General features: G+C 47.5%; 17 protein-coding genes and 1 riboswitch. Of the genes, 3 read left to right on the top strand and 14 right to left on the bottom strand.

The genetic code is table 11. The features are described from left to right. Nucleotides 1-34: 34 nt before the first annotated feature. Nucleotides 35-1,501, bottom strand: a complete 1,467-nt coding sequence (locus AC5W14_RS05815; protein WP_496059719.1) for a SulP family inorganic anion transporter — start codon at nt 1,499-1,501, stop codon at nt 35-37. 232 nt (nt 1,502-1,733) lie between these two features. Here AC5W14_RS05815 and AC5W14_RS05810 point away from each other — a divergent pair, with 232 nt between their 5' ends. Then, nucleotides 1,734-2,363, top strand: coding sequence for an HAD family hydrolase (locus tag AC5W14_RS05810; protein WP_496193891.1), 630 nt, complete (start codon nt 1,734-1,736; stop codon nt 2,361-2,363). Between the two features lie 38 nt (nt 2,364-2,401). On the opposite strand, the gene AC5W14_RS05805 is transcribed toward AC5W14_RS05810, so the two are convergent. After that, a complete protein-coding gene (locus tag AC5W14_RS05805; RefSeq protein ID WP_496193890.1) occupies nt 2,402-3,031 on the bottom strand; it encodes an HD domain-containing protein in 630 nt (209 codons plus the stop codon). Between the two features lie 191 nt (nt 3,032-3,222). Here AC5W14_RS05805 and AC5W14_RS05800 point away from each other — a divergent pair, with 191 nt between their 5' ends. Continuing rightward, entirely contained in the window at nt 3,223-6,462 is a 3,240-nt protein-coding gene (locus AC5W14_RS05800; protein ID WP_496193889.1) for an SNF2 helicase associated domain-containing protein, read from the top strand. Nucleotides 6,463-6,494: 32 nt separating this feature from the next. Here the strand turns inward: AC5W14_RS05800 and AC5W14_RS05795 are convergent, their stop codons facing one another. From AC5W14_RS05795 to AC5W14_RS05750, 10 genes are all read right to left on the bottom strand, one after another. Then, complete coding sequence (locus tag AC5W14_RS05795; RefSeq protein ID WP_496059723.1) at nt 6,495-6,971, bottom strand: hypothetical protein; 477 nt, start codon at nt 6,969-6,971, stop codon at nt 6,495-6,497. Nucleotides 6,972-7,048: 77 nt separating this feature from the next. Beyond that, nucleotides 7,049-8,185: a mannitol-1-phosphate 5-dehydrogenase gene (locus AC5W14_RS05790; protein WP_496193888.1), complete on the bottom strand. Its 1,137-nt coding sequence runs from the start codon at nt 8,183-8,185 to the stop codon at nt 7,049-7,051. After that, nucleotides 8,186-8,623, bottom strand: coding sequence for a PTS mannitol transporter subunit IIA (locus AC5W14_RS05785; RefSeq protein WP_496059725.1), 438 nt, complete (start codon nt 8,621-8,623; stop codon nt 8,186-8,188). Between the two features lie 17 nt (nt 8,624-8,640). Further along, nucleotides 8,641-10,740, bottom strand: a complete 2,100-nt coding sequence (locus tag AC5W14_RS05780; protein ID WP_496193887.1) for a BglG family transcription antiterminator — start codon at nt 10,738-10,740, stop codon at nt 8,641-8,643. 23 nt (nt 10,741-10,763) lie between these two features. Further along, entirely contained in the window at nt 10,764-12,548 is a 1,785-nt protein-coding gene (locus AC5W14_RS05775; protein ID WP_496059727.1) for a PTS mannitol transporter subunit IIBC, read from the bottom strand. 221 nt (nt 12,549-12,769) lie between these two features. After that, nucleotides 12,770-13,765: an aldo/keto reductase gene (locus AC5W14_RS05770; protein WP_496193886.1), complete on the bottom strand. Its 996-nt coding sequence runs from the start codon at nt 13,763-13,765 to the stop codon at nt 12,770-12,772. Nucleotides 13,766-13,875: 110 nt separating this feature from the next. After that, nucleotides 13,876-14,814, bottom strand: coding sequence for an ArsA family ATPase (locus AC5W14_RS05765; protein ID WP_496193885.1), 939 nt, complete (start codon nt 14,812-14,814; stop codon nt 13,876-13,878). A gap of 31 nt (nt 14,815-14,845) precedes the next feature. Further along, nucleotides 14,846-15,109, bottom strand: coding sequence for a cory-CC-star protein (locus AC5W14_RS05760; RefSeq protein WP_496059730.1), 264 nt, complete (start codon nt 15,107-15,109; stop codon nt 14,846-14,848). 15 nt (nt 15,110-15,124) lie between these two features. Then, nucleotides 15,125-16,870, bottom strand: coding sequence for a carbon starvation CstA family protein (locus AC5W14_RS05755; RefSeq protein ID WP_496193944.1), 1,746 nt, complete (start codon nt 16,868-16,870; stop codon nt 15,125-15,127). Nucleotides 16,871-16,987: 117 nt separating this feature from the next. After that, nucleotides 16,988-17,443, bottom strand: a complete 456-nt coding sequence (locus AC5W14_RS05750) for a hypothetical protein (protein ID WP_496059732.1) — start codon at nt 17,441-17,443, stop codon at nt 16,988-16,990. A gap of 116 nt (nt 17,444-17,559) precedes the next feature. Continuing rightward, a riboswitch (TPP riboswitch) is annotated at nt 17,560-17,659 on the top strand. A gap of 52 nt (nt 17,660-17,711) precedes the next feature. On the opposite strand from AC5W14_RS05750, the gene thiT reads away from it, so the two are divergent. Beyond that, complete coding sequence (gene thiT / locus AC5W14_RS05745; protein ID WP_496059733.1) at nt 17,712-18,266, top strand: energy-coupled thiamine transporter ThiT; 555 nt, start codon at nt 17,712-17,714, stop codon at nt 18,264-18,266. Nucleotides 18,267-18,268: 2 nt separating this feature from the next. Here the strand turns inward: thiT and AC5W14_RS05740 are convergent, their stop codons facing one another. Beyond that, entirely contained in the window at nt 18,269-18,985 is a 717-nt protein-coding gene (locus AC5W14_RS05740; RefSeq protein WP_496059734.1) for a DUF3270 family protein, read from the bottom strand. A gap of 93 nt (nt 18,986-19,078) precedes the next feature. After that, nucleotides 19,079-19,402, bottom strand: a complete 324-nt coding sequence (nirD, locus tag AC5W14_RS05735; RefSeq protein WP_496059735.1) for a nitrite reductase small subunit NirD — start codon at nt 19,400-19,402, stop codon at nt 19,079-19,081. Nucleotides 19,403-19,405 lie beyond the last annotated feature (3 nt).

Genomic DNA, 19,405 nt, shown 5'->3' with positions numbered 1-19,405 from the left:
ATCCCTCTTTTCCGGTTGGGAAGTAACCTGCTCATTAATGGCCGGAAATCATGCCGTCGAGCTTTTCGATTAAACGGGAGCTTTCTTTATTGACGCCGATAAAGCTCGTTGTAATATCTTTCTGCTTGTACTTGCTCTTGACTTTATCCAATGCTTCTACAGCAGAATCATCCCAGACGTGCGATTCGGAAAGATCGATATCTACGTGCTTGATGCCCTCTTCCGCATCTTTCTCATAGTCGAAGCTTTTTGTAAACTCTGACACTGAAGCGAAGAACAGCTGGGCCTGAACAAGGTACGTTTTTGTCGTATTGTCGCTGCTTTTCTTTTCTGTAATTTTCACACGCGATATTTTTGCGGCGAAAAATACCATGCTGAGAAGAACACCGGCGAATACGCCGATCGCAAGGTTGTGCGTATAAACGACAACAATAACCGTCAGTACCATAACGATCGTATCTGATTTTGGGATCTTCGGCATCGCGCGGATGGAGCCCCAGTCAAAGGTACTGATGGCTACCATAATCATGATACCGGCAAGAGCAGCCATTGGTATTTGGACAACCAGCCCTCCGAGAATAATAATAAGAAACATTAAAAACACGCCGGCTACTAATGAAGATAAGCGGCCATTTCCGCCGGATTTTACGTTAATGACGGATTGGCCGATCATGGCACAACCTGCCATACCGCCGAAAAATCCAGTCACTACGTTGGCATAGCCCTGTCCTTTGGACTCTTTATTTTTATTACTGTCTGTATCGGTCATATCATCTACAATATTTGCTGTCAGCAGCGACTCAAGCAGACCTACTACTGTCAGTGATAAAGCATAAGGGAAAATAATGGCAAGCGTTTCGAAATTTAATGGAATATCCGGAATTAAAAAGATCGGCAGCGTGCTTGGAAGTGCTCCCATATCTCCAACATCACGGACATTAAATCCCATAAAAATGGTAAATGCACTCACTAAAACAATGGCAATCATCGTAGAGGGGATTGCCTTGGAAATAAGCGGAAATGTATAGATAATTAAAAGCGTAAGCGCTACAAGCGCGTACATAACCCATGATTCTCCTTCAAAATGCTCAATCTGCGCTATAAATATAAGAATAGCCAGGGAATTTACGAATCCGACCATAACGGATCGTGGAATAAATTTCATCAGACGCGACAGCCCGCTGAATCCAAAAATAACCTGCAGAATTCCTGTAAGCACGGTAGCTGCAAGCAGGTATTCCAAGCCGTGATTTGCTACAAGGGTCACCATTAACAGCGCCATTGCACCGGTCGCGGCCGAAATCATCCCCGGACGTCCTCCAACAAATGCAATGACGACGGCGATGCAGAAGGAAGCATACAGCCCTACCTGCGGGTCCACACCGGCAATAATGGAAAAGGCAATTGCTTCCGGAATAAGAGCGAGTGCGACGACCATGCCGGCCAATACATCTCCTCTTATGTTTCCAAACCATTCTTTTTTCAGTTTTTGAACGTTCACTTTCTCGAAAAACCTTCTTTCCGTTTGTATTGTGTGCTGTGATCTGCCGAGTAATTCGATCACTAAAGGATGAAGCCTTGGCCATTGTCTCTTTACAACAGCCCCGTTGGGAACATAGAAATTTTACCATACTCCTTTATTTTTGCAACCTCTATTGTTTCCGGTTTTGATTAAATATTCGTGTTTACGGGAATAGAGTCAATGGATTACTTTTCATAAGGAGAGATATACTATGTATAAGGCATTTTTGTTTGATATTGATGGAACACTATTAAATACAGAAGAAACGATTTTAAAATCTCTGCGCCGTGCGATAGAAGAAGAAACGGGCGAGGTTATAGAAGACCGCAATCTGACTCATGCACTTGATGCACCCGGAGACAAAGCGCTGACTCAGCTTGGTATCCAGAAGCAGGAAGCCATTCAGGAAAAATGGGCAGCTTATGTGTCGGAAAACCGCAACCTTATTCATGTCTTTCCCGGAGTGATTGAAGTGCTGGAAGGCTTAAAGCAGCAGGGCTTTCATGTCGGCATCGTCACCTCCAAAACGAAGCAGGAATTCGAGGATAAAGTGGCTCCATTTGAACTGCAGACCTACGTGGATGACATCGTATACGCAGAAGAAACAGAGAACCATAAACCTTCCGGTGACCCGATTCTCGCTTACCTCGATAAATCAAACCTTGCCGCTGAAGAGACAATGTACATTGGCGACACCCTTCAGGACGAAAAAAGCGCACGCGCTGCGAAAACCGCTTTTGGGCTCGCCGCCTGGAGCGCCACTCCGCATGAAGATGCCCAGCCGGATCAGCTTTTTAAAGAACCGGTTGCTATTCTGCAGTACATTCATGACAACAAATAAAAACAGGCAGGGACGCGTATCCCTGCCTGTTTTTTTATTTACAGCTTTTGTTCCCATTCGCTGTAGAACTGTTCAAGATAAGAGACCATAAAACGCTGGCGGTGATGGGCCAGCTTCTTTGCCTGCTCTGTGTTCATCAGGCTTTTAAGCCGAAGCAGCTTATCAAAAAAGTGCTGGATGGCGGTATCCCTGTCCCGTCTATCCGCCGCAGCCGGTTCATGCAGAGGCTTCCCATGCGTTCCGGAATAGGCAAATGCCCGGGCAATACCAATTGCTCCCATCGCATCAAGGCGGTCGGCATCCTGTACAACTTTGCCTTCTATTGTTTGCATTTCTGCTTTATTTGTCCCATTTCGAAAAGACATCGTTTCAATAATATCCATCACGTGCCCGGAAATGTCGGGCTCTACCCCATGGCTGTCGAGCCAGTTTTTAACATTATTCAGCCCTTCTTCTTCTGTACTGTTTAATTTTTTATCGGCAATGTCGTGAAGCCATGCCGTCAACTCTACAATATAGAGATTGGCTTCTGTTTCTTTTCCAAGCGCAACCGCCTGCTTGGCGACCCGCTCCGTATGCCAGAAATCGTGGGCTGGATCGGCGTGCTTGAAAAAAGCGGCCGCTTCCTGTTTTGCCTCGTTGATGACTGCTTTCTGCTGTTCGTTCATAAGTATAGTCCCCCGTTTCCCCCAATTTCTCGTTGCTTTCTTTCATTATACCCTTTTAGAGCTTACTAGAAGAGACCCTGTCTTTGTTTATTTCTACAGATATTGACGTACTCCTCTTCTCCTTTCATTTGATTTTCAGGAAAATGTGATAAAATAAACGTTTAAGCAGTGATAAAAGGAGAGATGAGGCATTGCCTTACATACCTAAAAAACAGATTCGGCGTTTAGCCGGCCCAACCGTTTACGCTAGAGGACTTGATTATTATGAACGAGGATATATAAAAGGCATTCAGCACGAGCAGAACGGCACGATCAGCAAAGTAAAAGCAAGCGTGCTGGGACAGGAGATGTATAAGATTGAACTCATTTTCCTCGAAAGCGGAGAATGGGAAGACGGGTCCTGCACCTGTCCGGCTCAAAGTGACGGCATGCACGTCTGCAAGCATATGGCTGCAGTCATGATTGAGCTTGCCAGCCTGCAGAGACCGGAAGTTTCTTCTTTCTTTTCCGACCCGGCACAGAAAAAGCAGATAAGTGAAAAAGAGGCTACATCCTCCCTCCGCCAATTTTTTATGGATCACTTTTCCGGAAGGCTGACGACGGTCGAATCGGTCGGTGAACCGATGCGCGCCGAATTCGTCCTGCAGTTTCTTTCCGATTATACATTTTCCCAGGAAAAATATTTCTCCGTCCAGCTGCGGATCGGCGTAGACAAACTCTATGTTGTTAAAAATATGGAAGATCTGTTTGCATCCATCCGTCAGCGTTCCCTGCTTCCTATTACGAAAAACTTTACATTTGATCCAACGTATCATTATTTTAAAGAAGAAGACCTGCAGTCCCTGAAGATGCTTGAATACATTGTCCGTAATCAAAAATGGCAGAAAGATGGCCGTACCGCTTCTTTCGGCTATTCTGAAACATCTGCCCGCGCCATTCAGATACCTCCCGTTGCCGCAGAGCAGATGCTCGGACGCCTTGCCGTCTGCCGGCAGGTTTTTATTCAATCGGCCACCCGGAACCAGCTGGTGCCGTTTATGGTAAAAGAAGAGTTTCCCGGCACATTTGATATGCAGCAGAACGATGGAGATTATATTATTTCCTATTCCGCAGTTTCCTATCCGCCCAAACGGATCAGCCTGACTTCCTATTATATATGGAATGACCGTCTGTATAAAATTGACCCGGACGCAGACCGCGATATCGTTCTGCTGTTTCATATGCTGATGGATACTCCGCAGGGAAGGCTTCCGCTGTCTTCTGAAGAAGTCGGTCAGGTATACAAACAGATTGTGGCCCCGCTTGAGCAGACCGAAAAGCTGGAAATGACCGAATCGATCCGTGCCTCTATCGAGGAGCAGCCGCTTCAGGCCAAAATCTATCTCGACAAAAAGGAGAATGGCCTGACCGCCGATCCGTTGTTTTCCTACGGTCCTTATTCCATTCATGCCGTCACCGAACAGCAGACCCCGGAAGACAAGGTCATTCTTGTGCGCGACACGAAACAGGAAAAAGAAATTCTTCAGTTTATTGAAGAAGCAGGCTTTCACTGGAACGGGGAGCGGCTGATACTTTCCCGGGAAGAAGACATTGCTTTATTCTTTCTGGATATTCTCCCGGAGCTGAAAAAGCAGGCCGACGTGTTTATGAGCCGGGCAGCGGAAAGCACCTTTATTCCACCGGAGACCCTGCAGGTCGAAGCCGCTCTTGACCCTTCCATGGGTTGGCTCGATATTTCCTTTGAAACGTCTGACTTGAACGAAGAAGATGTATTTCACCTGATGAAAGCATTAAAGGAAAAAAAGCGTTACTACAAAACAATGGAAGGCGGCTACGTTTCTTTGACAAGCAGCTGGATGAAAAACCTCCAGGATCTGCTTCAGGACACGCCTGTGACCGAAGAAAACACAGAAAACAAAAAAATGCGCATGCCTTCCTACAAAACGCTGCTGCTGGATGACAAAACACGGGAAAGCGCAGGCTGGAACGCTTCAGCTACGATGGAGGATCTGATCCGCCACATCCGCGACCCGCAATCATTTGAGGTGGAGCTTCCGGAAAGGCTGCATGCCGACCTGCGCGACTACCAGAAGCTCGGTTTTCAATGGATGAAGGCGCTGACTGCCTATGGATTCGGCGGTATTTTAGCAGACGATATGGGACTTGGAAAAACGCTTCAAACGCTGACCTATATTCTGTCCGAACGCCAGAAAAATCCTGAAGCGCCTCCCTTTTTAATCGTGGCTCCGTCTTCTTTAATCTACAACTGGGAAAAAGAAGCCCAGCGGTTCACGCCTGAGCTGAAAATCGAAGTCATTCACGGCACCAAGCCGCAGCGGAAAAAACAATGGGATACGTATGAAAAAGCCGATGTATGGATTACGTCCTATCCGCTTCTGCGCCGGGACGAAGAGCTGTACCGGGGCCGTGTGTTCTACGGCCTGATTCTTGACGAAGCCCAAAACATTAAAAACCATCTGTCCAAATCGTTCCGCGCCGTAAGACGTATGGATGCCGGCCGTATTTTTGCTTTAAGCGGCACACCCATTGAGAACAAGCTGGAAGAGCTCTGGTCGATGTTTGCGATTATCATGCCGGGACTTTTTCCCGAAGTATCCAAGTTTAAGCAGCTGTCCCCGGACCAGATTAAGCAGCGGATAGCTCCATTTATTATGAGGCGCACGAAAAAAGAAGTATTGAAAGAGCTTCCCGATAAAATTGAAAGCTCGCTCTACTGCGAACTAAACAAGCAGCAGCGTGAAACGTACATGGCTTACCTGGAGCGCATTAAGGCAGAAACGAGCCAGCAGTTAAAAGAAGGATTGTCCTCCAACCGGATGAACATTCTGGCCAACCTGACCCGGCTGCGCCAGCTCTGCTGCCACCCCGGAATGTTTCTTGAGAATTATACAGGAAGTTCCGGAAAACTGGATGAACTAATGGCCTTTATGAAAGAAAGCAAAGAAAATGGGCGCAGGGTACTGGTATTTTCCCAGTTTACGAGCATGCTTTCTATTATTTCCAAAGCATTTGATGAAGCGGGCCTTTCCTATTTTTACCTGGATGGGAAAACGCCGTCCGATCAGCGGATGACCCTGACCGAGCAGTTTAATGAAGGCTCTGCCGATTCCTTTTTGATCTCGTTAAAGGCGGGCGGCACCGGACTTAACCTTACAGGCGCCGACACTGTTGTACTGTTTGACCTTTGGTGGAATCCGGCCGTCGAAAGCCAGGCCGCCGACCGGGCCCACCGTATTGGACAAAAACGGGTCGTCCAGGTCGTGAAACTGATTTCCCAGGGAACCATTGAAGAGAAAATCCTTTCGCTTCAGGATAAAAAGAAAGCTCTGTTTGACCAGGTTATACAGACCGGGGAAAGCAGCCTTTCTTCTTTATCGGAAGACGATATCCGTGAACTTCTTGACCTATAAAAAAAGCCGGCACTCTACAGTGCCGGCTTCTACTATTTCTGGGCGGTAAACAACAGCCGCTCGTCCTGCTTTTTATCTACAACAATCCGCCAGCTTATAAAGATACGCCGAAGCGCCTCCTGCCACTCCTCCGGAACGTCGGTTTCGAGAACAAAGCTGATCGATCGTTTTGATCTTACAGCCTGCTCGATCTGTTCGAGGGTTTCCAGCATCACCGCTTCTTTGTAGGAGGCGGTATTGACGAGCAGAAACACCCAATCCAGGGAAGCCGGCTTCCATTCCAGTCTGTCCAGACTCGGTACGCAGATAAGCTGGTGTGGCTTCAATTTTTTTGCAGCTTTTTCCCAGCTTGCTTCGACAAGCGTAAAGACGCCTCTTGCCTGGCGGACAGCCTCTGCTGTTGCCGCTGTCTGCTCTTCAGATAAGGCTCCAATCTGCAGAACATTTGCTTTAGGTATTTTTTTTATGACAGGAAGGTAGCGTGAGATATAGTGGAACGGGTCTGTCACGATAACCTGCCTCCTTTTTACTTTCTTGTTTTTAGTATAACAAATGGCCTCCCTTATTGTCCGGGAGGCCATTCTTATTATGCCTGATCAAATACGAGTCTCGTCAGCGGATGGGAGGCATCCAGGCCGCTGTAATGGCAGAATGCTTCTTCTCTTCCGTTCTCTTTGATTCGTGCCTGCAGCTCCTGTGCTTCTTCATCATCCGGATGTTCAAAGGTAAGAAGCGCACGCAGCGTTTCTGCAATGTACACTGGTTCCACGCCGTAGTCGAGCAGTCCGAGGGCGGGATGCACGAGGCGTTCCTGCTTTCCAAGCTTACGTACCGGACCACGTCCGACACGTTTAACTGAATCCGATAAATAAGGATTCCGGAACCGCGTATCAATTTTCCCGCGATACGCCATCAGCTCTGCTTTATCAAAGCCGTGTTTACGGCTGAGCAGATCAGACGTCTCATCAAGAAGACCAAAATATGCTTTTCTCACCGCTTCATTGTCATAGGATTCTTTAATAGTTTCACAGCCGCCGGCAGCACCGTTGTAGGCAAGTGCTGCATGTCCTGCGTTAACCGTAAACAGCTTTCTTTCGATATAAGGCGGGAGGGAATCAACATATGTTACGCCGGGTATTTTTTCCGTGCCCGGTTTTAGGGACGGCTCCTCCACGACCCATTCAAAGAATGGCTCTACTACAACATGAAGGCCATCTTCGGATGTCTGTTCTGGAACAATACGGTCTACGGCCGCATTGGCAAATCCGGTAAACTGCTCTATTTCTGACTGTTCCTCATTGGACAGATGTTCATAGATCGCTGCCTGAAGATGGCTTGTTCCTTCTGCCATATTTTCGCAGGCAATGATATTCACATTGGACGCTGCCCCTTTGGCAGCCCGCCTTTTGAGCCCTTCGGCCAGATCCGGGGCAATCCGCTTTAAAATCGGCGGTCCAACAGCTGTTGTAATTAAGTCTGCCCGCTCAATCAGCTGCAGCAGTTCTTCCTTCTCTTTCATACTGTTCACCGCACGAACGCCGCTCACCCGGCTCGTTTGATGCGTTTCATCAGCCAGCTCTACAGTATATTCGCCGCGCTCCTGAAGCTTAGCGATTAATTCCTCATTCACATCTGCAAAATACAGTTCAAATCCGGCTTCAGACAACAGCTGCCCAATAAAGCCTCTGCCAATATTTCCTGCACCAATCTGTAGGGCCAGCATTTAGTTCACCTCTTCGAATTGAGAAAGCAGTTCTTGTTTTGTTGTCGCCTGAATCATTTTCTCTACGTTATCGGCATCCGAGCACACAAGAGCAATTTTTGATAGAATCTCTAAATGCTCATCGCCTTTTCCAGCAATGCCGATAAATATTTTTACAATATTTCCGTCGCCGTAATCGACGCCATCCGGCACCTGTACGATAGACAATCCGGAGGATTTGATTTTACTTTTGGAATCTTCCGTGCCGTGCGGTATCGCAATGTAATTTCCCATATATGTCGAGGTTAAGGCTTCTCTTTCCATCATGGAATTAATATAATCCGCTTCAACATACCCTTGATCGACGAGAATGTTTCCTGTCGTACGGATTGCTTCTTCCTTTGAACCTAATGCTGCTCCTAGTACGACGTTTTCTTCTTTTAGTATTTGGCTGCTCATTATAATCGTCTCCTGTCTTATTGTAGTTTGTCTTTAAGCCATTCATGAAACGCAGATCCCATGTGCCGGGACAGCCGCTGTTTATCCGCCGTGCGGAAGCGGACGATTGATTCCCTGCTTCCAATAAGCTGCTCACTGACGGCACTGAGTACTTCGTATATTTCCGGTTCTCCATATTCAGGTGCGAGCAGAAGCAGAATGCGGTGTGTCGTCTCTACAGATCCATCCATCGCCTGGATATTTTTAGGCTCCGGCAGATCCCATATCGTAAAGGAAGGCCGGGCGACATGAACACTTCTGGCATGGAACAGCGCAAGTCCGGAGTCGGGAATAGCGACCCCGCCTATTGCATAACGTTCCAGCAGTTTATCACGCACGGCTCCGGCATTTTGAATCATACCGTCCCGGGCAGCGCGGCGGCATATTGCCCCCAGCTGAGTCGAAAGGTCCCCGCGTTCTGCAATTTCTTCTACTTCCAGTCCACCTAAAATTGTTACTATCGTGTTCGTGTAAGCCTGGATCTGCACCAGCTTTTCTATCGGTTCTTCTGCGGCCGCCGTTCCCGGCGATACCGGCTTTCTTTTTTGCAGCAGACTGTCTTTATGCTGTTCCCGAATAAAAGCCTGCACACTCCTAATATCTTTGTCCGTTAAAAAAGGATTGACGACGATATGCGGAAGTACGCTGTCCGGCAGGCTTAACGTAGAAATAATAACATCATAGCCCTCTCTTTTGGTCTGATCTTCCAGATCCATCAACGAAATATTTTTAAGCTTCTGCAGCTCGGGGATTTCTTTTTGCAGCCGGGTGACAAGCATTTTTGAAGAACCAATGCCGCTCGAACAGACGACTAAAGCATGCATAGGTTCCAGCGTATTTGCCCTTTCAATCGCCGAGCCGAAATGAAGAACGAGAAAGCCGATTTCTGCGTCCGGCAGTTCGAACCGGGAAAAAGTATGGTCAGCAGCTTCTTTAATTAAGGAAAACAATTCCGGGTAATCACTTTTAATATCTTTTAACAGGGGGTTATGAATTTTCATACGTTCCTTAATCCGGTAAAGCGTGGGCTCCAGATGAGCGACAAGTCCCTGGAAGAGGGATTCATCACCGGTCAGGTTTTTCCCGACTTTTTCTTCTACAAACCGAATCAGGGATTTCGCCTGCACCGCCGAAGGAAGGCTGTCTAAATCGATCGTATATTCCTGATCGTTTCGAAGCTTTGCCCCGCGCAGATGCATCGTAATGTAGCCGATTTCCGCTTTCGGAATAGACCGCTGAAACACCTGCTCCAGCCGCGAAATAAGCTGCTCCGCGACAGCGAACTCCTTCGTTTCCTGGAGCGATTGAAAATAGGCTTCATTGATTTCAATGTTTTCGCCTTTTATGATCCGTTCCATCGCAAGCGTTAAATGGACGGCCAGGCCGATGTAGGCACTGTCCGCAAAGGAATAGGGCAGCTCGCTTTTAAAGTCCTGAAGCACGCCTTCTACGAGCGCCCAGCGTTCCTTCTCCACCATGCCAAGCAGCCGGTTCGATATATCGCTTCCCTGGGACGGCTTCTGCTTCATCGTTTCCCGCATCAGTTCAAAAAACTCATTTTCTCCGAAAGTTTCTACCATTAAACTGCTCATCGCACGCCTTCTTGATTTCTCGGTACCAATCACTTCTACGCCGTACCCTCTTCTGCGAATCAGCTGTAAATCGAAAAAAGACAGCCACTCCTCTGCTTTGTCGAGATCGTGGCTGACTGTAGCCGTTGTTACGTTAAGCTCAACCGCCAGAGAAGTAAGCTTGACCGGCTCATTTGTCTCCAGAAGCGCACTGAGAAGAAGGGTTTTTCTTTCTTCCGGCGTGTAGTCGGAAAAAGCAGAATGGCGAAGAAGAGACAGCAGTTCCTGCCTGCTGCTCTCCTCGCCAATGACTTCAATCCCTCTGCCTGTCTGTCTTCTTAAGATTAAATGATACGGCTCTATTCTTTTTTCAAGGCCTTCCAGATCCCGGTGAATGGTCCGGGCGCTCACATTAAGCTCCCGGGCCGCTTCAGAGATAGGCACCATGCCTTTCTGGGAAAGCAGATACTGCATGAGTTCACGTTCACGGGCTGTAATATAGTCCATATCGTTCACCCTTTTCGTGAAGCTTAGCTGATTTTATTTTCCTTTAGTCCTTCTACAAGCTCATCATATTTCGGGCTGCCGAGAAAATTGTCGACGGAAATGTGTGCTGCATCCGGACGTTTTGCCTTGGCGCGCTCGGTTAAGTCTTTATGGGTAATAATAATATCTGCATCTTCTGGAATCTGATTGATCGCTGAATTGGTGACGTGTATATCCAGTCCGGCTTTTTTTACTTTATCTTTTAGAACAGACGCACCCATCGCGCTTGACCCCATTCCGGCATCGCAGGCGAAGATAATTTTCTGGACGTTCTGCGGATCAAATTCAGAAAGCGGTGTTTCCTGTTGTTCTGCTCCCTCTTCTCTTCCCTTTAAATCTTCAACTAACTCATCGTATTTCGGGCTGCCGAGGAAGTTTTCAACAGAAATATGCTCTGCATCCGGGCGTTTTGCTTTGGCGCGCTCGGTTAAGTCTTTATGGGTAATAATAATATCTGCGCTGTCCGGAATCTGGTTAATAGCTGAATTGGTGACGTGTATATCCAGTCCGGCTTTTTTTACTTTGTCTTTCATGACGGAAGCACCCATCGCGCTTGATCCCATTCCGGCATCGCAGGCGAAGATAATGCTGCTTACCTGTGCTTTCTTAGCAGAAGATGCAACCGGCTGGCTGCCTCCAAGCTGGGAAGCAGCCTGGCTTTTCTTGCCTTTCATGCTTTCCATCTTCGCTGCTGCACCGCTTAAATCCTCTTCTTCCTGCTTGGAGAAGCGGAGGATCGATCCTGCGATCACAAACGATACGGTCGTAGCTGCCAGAATACCGGCTGCGAGACCAAGGTAGTTGCTCGGGCTGGCCAATAGGAAGTAGGCAATAACGCTTCCCGGAGAAGGCGGAGCTCCAAGACCTGCACCGAACAGCTGGAAAGTAAAGATACCGGCCATGCCGCCGCCAATTGCTGCGAGAATTAATATCGGCTTCATTAGCACATATGGGAAGTAAATTTCGTGAATCCCTCCGAAGAAGTGAATAATGGAAGCACCGGCCGCTGAACCGCGCGCCATGCCTTTACCGAAGACCATATAGGCTAAAAGAATTCCCATACCCGGTCCCGGGTTGGTTTCTAAAAGGAACAGTATCGACTGCCCTTCCTGAGCTGTCTGCTCTAAAGCAAGCGGGCTTAAAATACCATGGTTAATCGCGTTATTTAAAAACAATACTTTCGCCGGCTCAATGAATATGCTGACGAGCGGGAGCAGACCAAGGCCGATAATCCAGTCTACGCCGCTTCCAAGAGCACCGGTAAGTCCCGTAACAAGCGGGCCGATCGCATAAAGTCCTAAAATAGCGAGAGTACCGCCGATAATACCAGAAGAGAAGTTGTTGACAAGCATTTCAAAGCCCTGCTTGATCTTTCCATCCACCGCCTGGTCAAATTTCTTAATGGCATAGCCGCCTAACGGCCCCATCATCATGGCGCCGAGGAACATTGGAATCTCTGCTCCTGCGATAACCCCCATCGTGGCAATCGCGCCGACGACCCCGCCGCGCATATCGCCGTGAACCATCCGCCCGCCGGTATAACCAATCAAAAGCGGAAGCAGGTAGGTCAGCATCGGGCCGACTACGTTATCTGCAATGTTTGCTACCGGAAACGGACCATCCGCAATGAAAAGGGCTGTAATAAGACCCCAGGCAATAAACGCCCCAATGTTTGGCATAATCATGCCGCTTAAATAACTGCCAAACCGCTGCACCTTCGCACGGATGCTGCCTTTGCTCTGTGCTTCTCCTTGAGCTGCTGTACTCATAGTAAACGCCTCCTTGTTTATTAAAAGATATGCTGTCATGATTTAACTACTTTCTTCATGAGCAGCATTAATTCTGATGATAAGTAATTATCATTGCTGTATCTTTATAATAAAGCGTTACCATGGCGTCTACAACGAAAGGAAAACACTAATTCGACAAGAGCATTGTTGACAACATTTAATAAGCCTGTCTCCATTGGAGACAGGCTTATCTTTTCAGCTTATTCTGATTTAGCAGGGGGTGCCATAAATTCCGGACCGATCGGTTCTTTAATATGCTTATCGACGATTTCATTTACTGCCTGATGGTCGGTTTCATCCAATTTCCATCCCATTGCTTCTTCTACCGGATCAAGCTGGTCCGGCCTTCTCGATCCCCAGAGGGCAATGTCGGAGCCCGGCTGGTCAAGCACCCAGCGGATGGCAAGGTGAATGACGCGCTTGTTATATTTGTTCTGCACATACTGATCCAGTTCATTTACTGCGGCAATATAATTCGGCAGCGTATCTTCCTGAAACTTGGGATCCTTGTTGCGCAGGTCATCACCTTTGAACGTACGATCAGTTGACATTTTCCCGCTCAACAGGCCGCGGCAGAGGCTTCCGTACGACAGATTCGTTATATCATGTTTTCGGGTGTAAGGAAGAATATCTTCTTCGATTCCTCTTTCAAAAATGTTATAAGGCGGCTGCAGCACGTGAACCGGCACCGTTTTCTGAAACGCATCTATCTGCTCCGGTGTAAAGTTACTGAGACCGATCGCTCGTATTTTCCCTTGTTCGAACAACTTTTTCATAGCCGTCGCGGTTTCTTCAATGTCCACTTCCGGATCGGGCCAGTGCACATGGTACACATCAATGTAGTCGCTGCGGAGACGGCGGAGTGAATCTTCTACTTCTTTTTTGATACGGGCTTCAGACGCATCTCTATACATGCCGCCCTCTTCCGTCCAGTTCAGTCCTGCTTTGGTCGACAGCACAATATTATTTCTGCCTCCATACTGTTCGACGGCTTTGCCGACCAGTTCTTCAGATTCACCAAGTCCGTAGGCAGGAGCTGTATCAATAAGAGTGATTCCTTTATCTAAAGCTGCGTGGATCGTTTGAATGGAATCTTTTTCATTGGTCCCTCCCCACATCTTACCGCCTATAGCCCATGTGCCAAGGCCGATGCGGGAAGCTTCTATTCCAGTATTCGCAATTTTGATTGTTTCCATTTTATAGGACCTCCTGGATAAATCAATTATCCTATTCTCATTACCGTTTTTTCTTTCTCTTAAACAAACCTTCACATAAAAAAAAGAGCATGCCCTCCGGCACACTCTTTTCAATCAGGAACGATCGCTTTTGCCATCGTCTTAATATCGTCAATCGAATGAATATCTTCTTCCAGCAGCGGCAGAAATGTTTTCTGCTGGTGTGGAAATGCTTTGTTAATCTGTTCAATATAAGCCGCTTCCTGCGCCCGCCTTTTTTGAATAAACGAACTGCTTCCAGCAGATTCAGGCATGCACTTATTAATTAGAATGGCCGGCACCGGCATATTCACCTGCTCGAGCAGCTGCAGGGCCCGTTTTGTTTCAGCAATAGGCAGCTTTTCCGGCACCAGCACGTATACACAGGCGGTCCGCTTTGGATCCATTAAAATACGGCGTACCCGGGAAAACCGGTCTTTTCGTTCCATTAAAATCTGGTAGATCGGATCTTCCACCGGTTCGCCGTCATTCATCCACTGCGAGTAATTGTCATTTACTTTACTTCTGCGTTTGAGCATCCCTTCCATCCAGGCTTCCATCATCTCCGGCAGGGAAAGAAGCCGGACCGTATGCCCAGTCGGTGCAGTATCAAACACGATCGTATCCACCGTTTCCTTTTCTTCCAGAATAATATGAATCAGCCTGTCGAATAGGGCGGATTCATCCGACCCCGGGGACACGGCTGCCATATCAATTTGGCGGTTTACTTCATCAGCCATGGAGGAACGGACCACGCCTTTAAGGTTCTGCTTGACCCGCTCAATATAGCGGCGGGCCTCTTTCTCGGGATCAATTTCCATTCCCCACAGATTGTCGGCCAATGCGGTTTTTTCATCGCCGATTGTCTGGTCAAACAGATCGCTCAAATTATGGGCCGGATCTGTTGAAACGAGCAGCGTACGGTATCCCGCCTCTGCAGAAGCAAAGGCGAAAGCAGAAGCGGAGGTGGATTTGCCTACGCCACCCTTTCCTCCGAAAAACAGAATTTCTTTTTTAAATAAGCTTTTCATGCCGTCCCCTTCTTATCGTTGAATTCATTTATTAACAACAGCGTATCCCGGTAAGCGGCGACTTTTCCATGCCCATTCGCTTATGCCAGTCGTGAAAATTTTCGAGCATCTCCGGATACAGTTCAAGCGTATAGTACGAGACCGGGTTGGGAAGGCCGAGCAGCTCCGAAAAGCAGAGCAGCATAAACAGGTCTTCCTCATCCCGAAGCTCTCTTTTCCGCTCTGCCTGATGGGGCAGGCTGATCACTTCTTCATAGTAAGCCAGCCACTGCTTGACCGTTTTCTGAAATCCCATCTTCCCCGCCTCCTTTTAATCCTGATCAGGTTCGGTGTTCGGTGGTTCTCTGCGGAACAGCATTACTGCTTCAAGCAGAATCCATATTGTAAATCCTAAAATAATCGATCCCATCACAAACAATAAGATCTGCGCTTCGCCGCCGCCTATTCCGGACCATTGGAACACGACCTGGTTAATCATCGCCCAAAGTGTCATAAACAGCAGGAAGAGCATTGGCACGAAGGTAAATAAGAAGTTACGTCCTTTCCGGCGCAGCCAGATGCTGATTAATAACAGGCTGATACCGGCGAGCAGCTGGTTCGATGTGCCAAATAAAGGCCAGAGCAGGTAGCCCCCGGAACCAAATCCACGATCGCCTCCAGGCAGAAGAACGAGTGCCATGCTGCCACCGACAGCAATAGAAGTAGCTACGTGCTTCTTCGTAAGCGGCTTGACATTATATTCCTGGCCAAGCTCGGCAATAATGTAGCGCATGAGGCGTACAGACGTATCAAGCGTGGTGGCCGCAAAACTGACGACGATAACCGCCACAATCGTTTCTGCTGTTCCAGGCGGAAGGCCGATGCCGGCTGCAAGCTGTCCGGCCCCGCCAATAAAGTACGTCAGGCCATCCGCATTTGCTACATTGTAGCTTTCATAGGCATTTAAGAAATCCGTCTGTGTAGCAAAAAAAGTGCTTACAGCAAGAATCGTTATAAGAGCCAAAACGCCTTCTCCTACAGCGCCAAAGTAGCCGACAAAACGGGCATCTGTTTCTTTATTCAACTGCTTTGAGGTCGTGCCCGAAGAAACCAGACCGTGGAAGCCTGAAATGGCACCACAGGCTATCGTAATAAACAGCAGTGGAAACCAGGACACGTCAAGAACGCTCCGCGTCACCGGCGCTGTCATTTCTGCTGCCGGCCAGGTAAAGAACAGGCCTAGATACAAAATAGCCAGGCCGACTACCAGCTGATGGGAATTAATAAAATCTCTCGGCTGAAGCAGCTTCCATACCGGAAGGACGGAAGCTATGTATACGTAAATCATTAATACGGCAATCCAAACCATAAAGGCCATGGAAACGGCATCAAGTCCGGCAAATACGGTGCTTCCTTCTCCCCCAAAGTAGCGTACCAGATCAATCTGCAGCGCAGGAATATAGCTTGCTGCAATTGCGGCGCTGTACATGACAGCCAGTCCTATTAAAGAAGGAAGCAGCATGCTTTTTCCTTTGCGGTTTATCGTATAACCAATCCAGATCGCAAGCGGAATTTGGATAAATACAGAAATAACACTTGCCGGAAAGGTAATAAACAGGTTGGCAATAACCCAGGCGAACACGGCATTTACCATTAATACGAGAATGAGAATAATGAATAAAAACAACAGCTTGGCCCGGCGGCCGATAATTTTCTCCGCCAGTGTTCCAATCGACTGTCCTTTGTTGCGGACAGACAGCACAAGCGTTCCAAAATCATGTACACCGGCTGCAAACACCGTTCCGAGAATCACCCATAAGAATGCCGGAAGCCAGCCCCAGTAAATAGCAATGGCCGGACCTACAATCGGCGCGGCGCCTGCTACAGACGTAAAGTGATGCCCCCATAGAACAAACTTATTGGTCGGAACGAAATCGACTCCATCCCTGAATTCGTGGGCCGGAGTGCGGAAGTTGGGATCAAGCCGGTAAATCCGTTCTGCAATAAATTTTGAATAATACCGGTAACCCAGGGCAAATACGGTAAAACCGATGATGGCTAACACGATAGCTGGCATCATACTCCCCCTTTTCTCTTTTCCCTTCGTAAAGAAAGCGCTTTATTTAAGCGCCGTAAGAAAAGTATATAAGAAAAGTCAGAGAATTACGATAGTTAATAACTATTCCCACATTTTTCAGCTTCCGAGTGTTCCGATAAATTGCACAGACAGAAAAATAAGCAGCAGAAACAGCGGACCAAGTGCCGCCAGCAAATAAGAGGCTCCTTTTGATTTAACGACCTGGCTGCAGAAAAAAGAAATCGAAGAAGCCATCGTAACACCGATAAAATAGCCTTCGAGATTGTACGTATAAATAATAAACAGGCCGTAAAGCAGCCCTACCGTGCCAAAAATAATAATGCCCAGAATAGGATAGACAATCCCGTTTTCCAAAGGACGCAGAAACCGAAGCAGAAACATACCGGCAAGCGACCCTATGTATGTATGGAAAACGAGCACCGCGGCAAGCAGTTCAAAATCACTTATTTCTCCTAAGCTTACTATATAAAAAATCAGCATCAGCAGCGTTACCGTGGTCGACAACCCGCTTCCTTTTAAATAGGCCAAAAGTAAATTGCCTGGTATGTTCATTCGTTTATTCCAGCCTTTCTCTCGTTCTTCTTCTGTTCCTTACCCTTCTTTATTTAGATTTATGCTTCCCTCTTGATTTTGCCGGCAGAAACCGTATGATAAGAAAGGAAACAAATATAAACCACTAGAGGTGTCATTGGACTGAGAGAGGCAGAGCCTCAACTCTTGGAACCTGAACTGGATGATGCCAGCGTAGGGAAGTGGCGAAAGCTCTATCTATATAGAAGCCTCGTCTTTCCTGTCTCTGTAGTTGGGAAAGGAGCAGTATATGAAACACCAAAGACTTGTCATTATGATTGAAATCTCGCTCATGGCCGCCTTGTCGCTTATTTTAAGCTATGTCCAATTCGGCGCTTTATGGGCAATGGGAGGCTCCATCTCCCTGATTATGATTCCTATTTTTGTTATTGCTTTCCGGCGCGGCTGGAAGGCAGGCGCGCTCACCGGATTTATTGTCGGCGTTCTGCAGCTTTTTACGGGGGCCACTATTGTTCATCCGGTCCAGCTTATACTGGAATACCCGATTGCCTACACGGTTCTCGGTGCGGCCGGTTTGTTTATTACCTCCCGGTCGTTCACAAACGGAGTTCCTTATGCTTCTATCGTGATCGGAGTTTTGTTTGCCACCCTGCTGCGATTTATCGATCACTTTGCATCCGGCGTGATCTGGTTTGGCGCCTACGCAGGCGACATGCCGGTCGTTTTGTATTCAGCCGTGTACAATGCGTCCTATTTGATTCCGGAAGCGGTCATTACGATCGTTATTATTGTGCTGCTGGCTAAATATGCACCGGCTTTCTTCCGTGCTCCAAAGACACTTTAGATTTACCATTGAAAGAAATATTTCAACAGCGTTGCGATAATTGCGTACCCTCCTGCAGAAATGAGAAATGTAGGAAGGTGCGCATTTTCTTCATTCGGCAGTTCTTTATTTAATACATTCATCAGCATCGCGCCTGAGATAAACGCAAAAACAACCGCCAGCCCAATCGAAGAATACGGCACAAGCAGACCGACAAGCCATCCGCCGAGAATACCCGCAGCCAGAACGTAACGGGCCACTTTTTCATAACGCTCTTTATCTTCGCGCCATAAGTCGTGTGATACGGACATAAAATGAAGACCTACCGCTATCGCATAGAACACGCCCTGCACCGTTTCTACATCGGAAGCAAACACAATATAGGAGATCAGCATATTATATAGAGTAAAAAAGCCAACCTGTATGTAAAAAAACAATGCATCCCCGTCCCGTTTTCCTTTTTTCTGCTGGGCATCGGCTGTTTTAAACACCGTATAAAACACCATCAGGCCTATCAGGCCCAGAATGTAGAGCTCAGATTCCATCGTAAGCTCGCCGCTGAAGGCTTCTTGTTCTTCATGCAGCGCAGGCAGAACATAGACAAATATATAAGCCACGGCAATGCCTCCCGAAAAAGAGAGCCAGCGAAAGCTTCGGATTCTTGGGCCTTTTACAAATATATTGGCAAATACCTGTACAGCAATAAAAAACAGCCCTATCATCACTACATCAAACGTCATCGCTATTCTTTCCTTTCCGAATTTTATAGACAAAAAAATCCCTTATCGCAACTATATCAGTTGAGATAAGGGATTTGCCATCGTCAGCGGTTTTTAAATTTGAATATACACACTGCTTCCTTCCACCTGTACCGGATAAGAATGCGTGCAGCCTACGTCGGGCGCCTGGGCTTTTCCATCTGCTGTGCTTATTTTCCAGTCATGAAGCGGGCAGAACACATAGTCTCCGCTGACAATCCCCTGGGAAAGGGGGCCGCCTTTGTGTGGACAGCTGTTTCGAATAGCCCTGATTTTGTCTGCGTTTGTTTTGAAAAAGGCGATGGATTCTCCATTAACAAAGATTTCCTTCGGAATGCCTTTTTTAAATTCTTCTACGTCCGCTACATATACCGCGGTTGTTTCGGTTATTTCAGCCATGGC

The organism is Sinobaca sp. TMA16-18, assembly GCF_059510535.1.
Note: the sequence above shows the minus strand (reverse complement) of the source record. Positions and strands in the feature narration are given on the sequence as shown.

Excerpts from the sequence above, each read along its gene's own strand:
- AC5W14_RS05810 (WP_496193891.1), top strand. The coding sequence starts at position 1,734 with ATGTATAAGGCATTTTTGTTTGATATTGATGGAACACTATTAAATACA.
- AC5W14_RS05805 (WP_496193890.1), bottom strand. The coding sequence starts at position 3,031 with ATGAACGAACAGCAGAAAGCAGTCATCAACGAGGCAAAACAGGAAGCG.
- AC5W14_RS05790 (WP_496193888.1), bottom strand. The coding sequence starts at position 8,185 with ATGCTGGCCCTACAGATTGGTGCAGGAAATATTGGCAGAGGCTTTATT.
- AC5W14_RS05785 (WP_496059725.1), bottom strand. The coding sequence starts at position 8,623 with ATGAGCAGCCAAATACTAAAAGAAGAAAACGTCGTACTAGGAGCAGCA.
- AC5W14_RS05780 (WP_496193887.1), bottom strand. The coding sequence starts at position 10,740 with ATGGACTATATTACAGCCCGTGAACGTGAACTCATGCAGTATCTGCTT.
- AC5W14_RS05775 (WP_496059727.1), bottom strand. The coding sequence starts at position 12,548 with ATGAGTACAGCAGCTCAAGGAGAAGCACAGAGCAAAGGCAGCATCCGT.
- AC5W14_RS05770 (WP_496193886.1), bottom strand. The coding sequence starts at position 13,765 with ATGGAAACAATCAAAATTGCGAATACTGGAATAGAAGCTTCCCGCATC.
- AC5W14_RS05765 (WP_496193885.1), bottom strand. The coding sequence starts at position 14,814 with ATGAAAAGCTTATTTAAAAAAGAAATTCTGTTTTTCGGAGGAAAGGGT.
- AC5W14_RS05760 (WP_496059730.1), bottom strand. The coding sequence starts at position 15,109 with ATGGGATTTCAGAAAACGGTCAAGCAGTGGCTGGCTTACTATGAAGAA.
- AC5W14_RS05755 (WP_496193944.1), bottom strand. The coding sequence starts at position 16,870 with ATGCCAGCTATCGTGTTAGCCATCATCGGTTTTACCGTATTTGCCCTG.
- AC5W14_RS05750 (WP_496059732.1), bottom strand. The coding sequence starts at position 17,443 with ATGAACATACCAGGCAATTTACTTTTGGCCTATTTAAAAGGAAGCGGG.
- thiT (WP_496059733.1), top strand. The coding sequence starts at position 17,712 with ATGAAACACCAAAGACTTGTCATTATGATTGAAATCTCGCTCATGGCC.
- AC5W14_RS05740 (WP_496059734.1), bottom strand. The coding sequence starts at position 18,985 with ATGACGTTTGATGTAGTGATGATAGGGCTGTTTTTTATTGCTGTACAG.
- nirD (WP_496059735.1), bottom strand. The coding sequence starts at position 19,402 with ATGGCTGAAATAACCGAAACAACCGCGGTATATGTAGCGGACGTAGAA.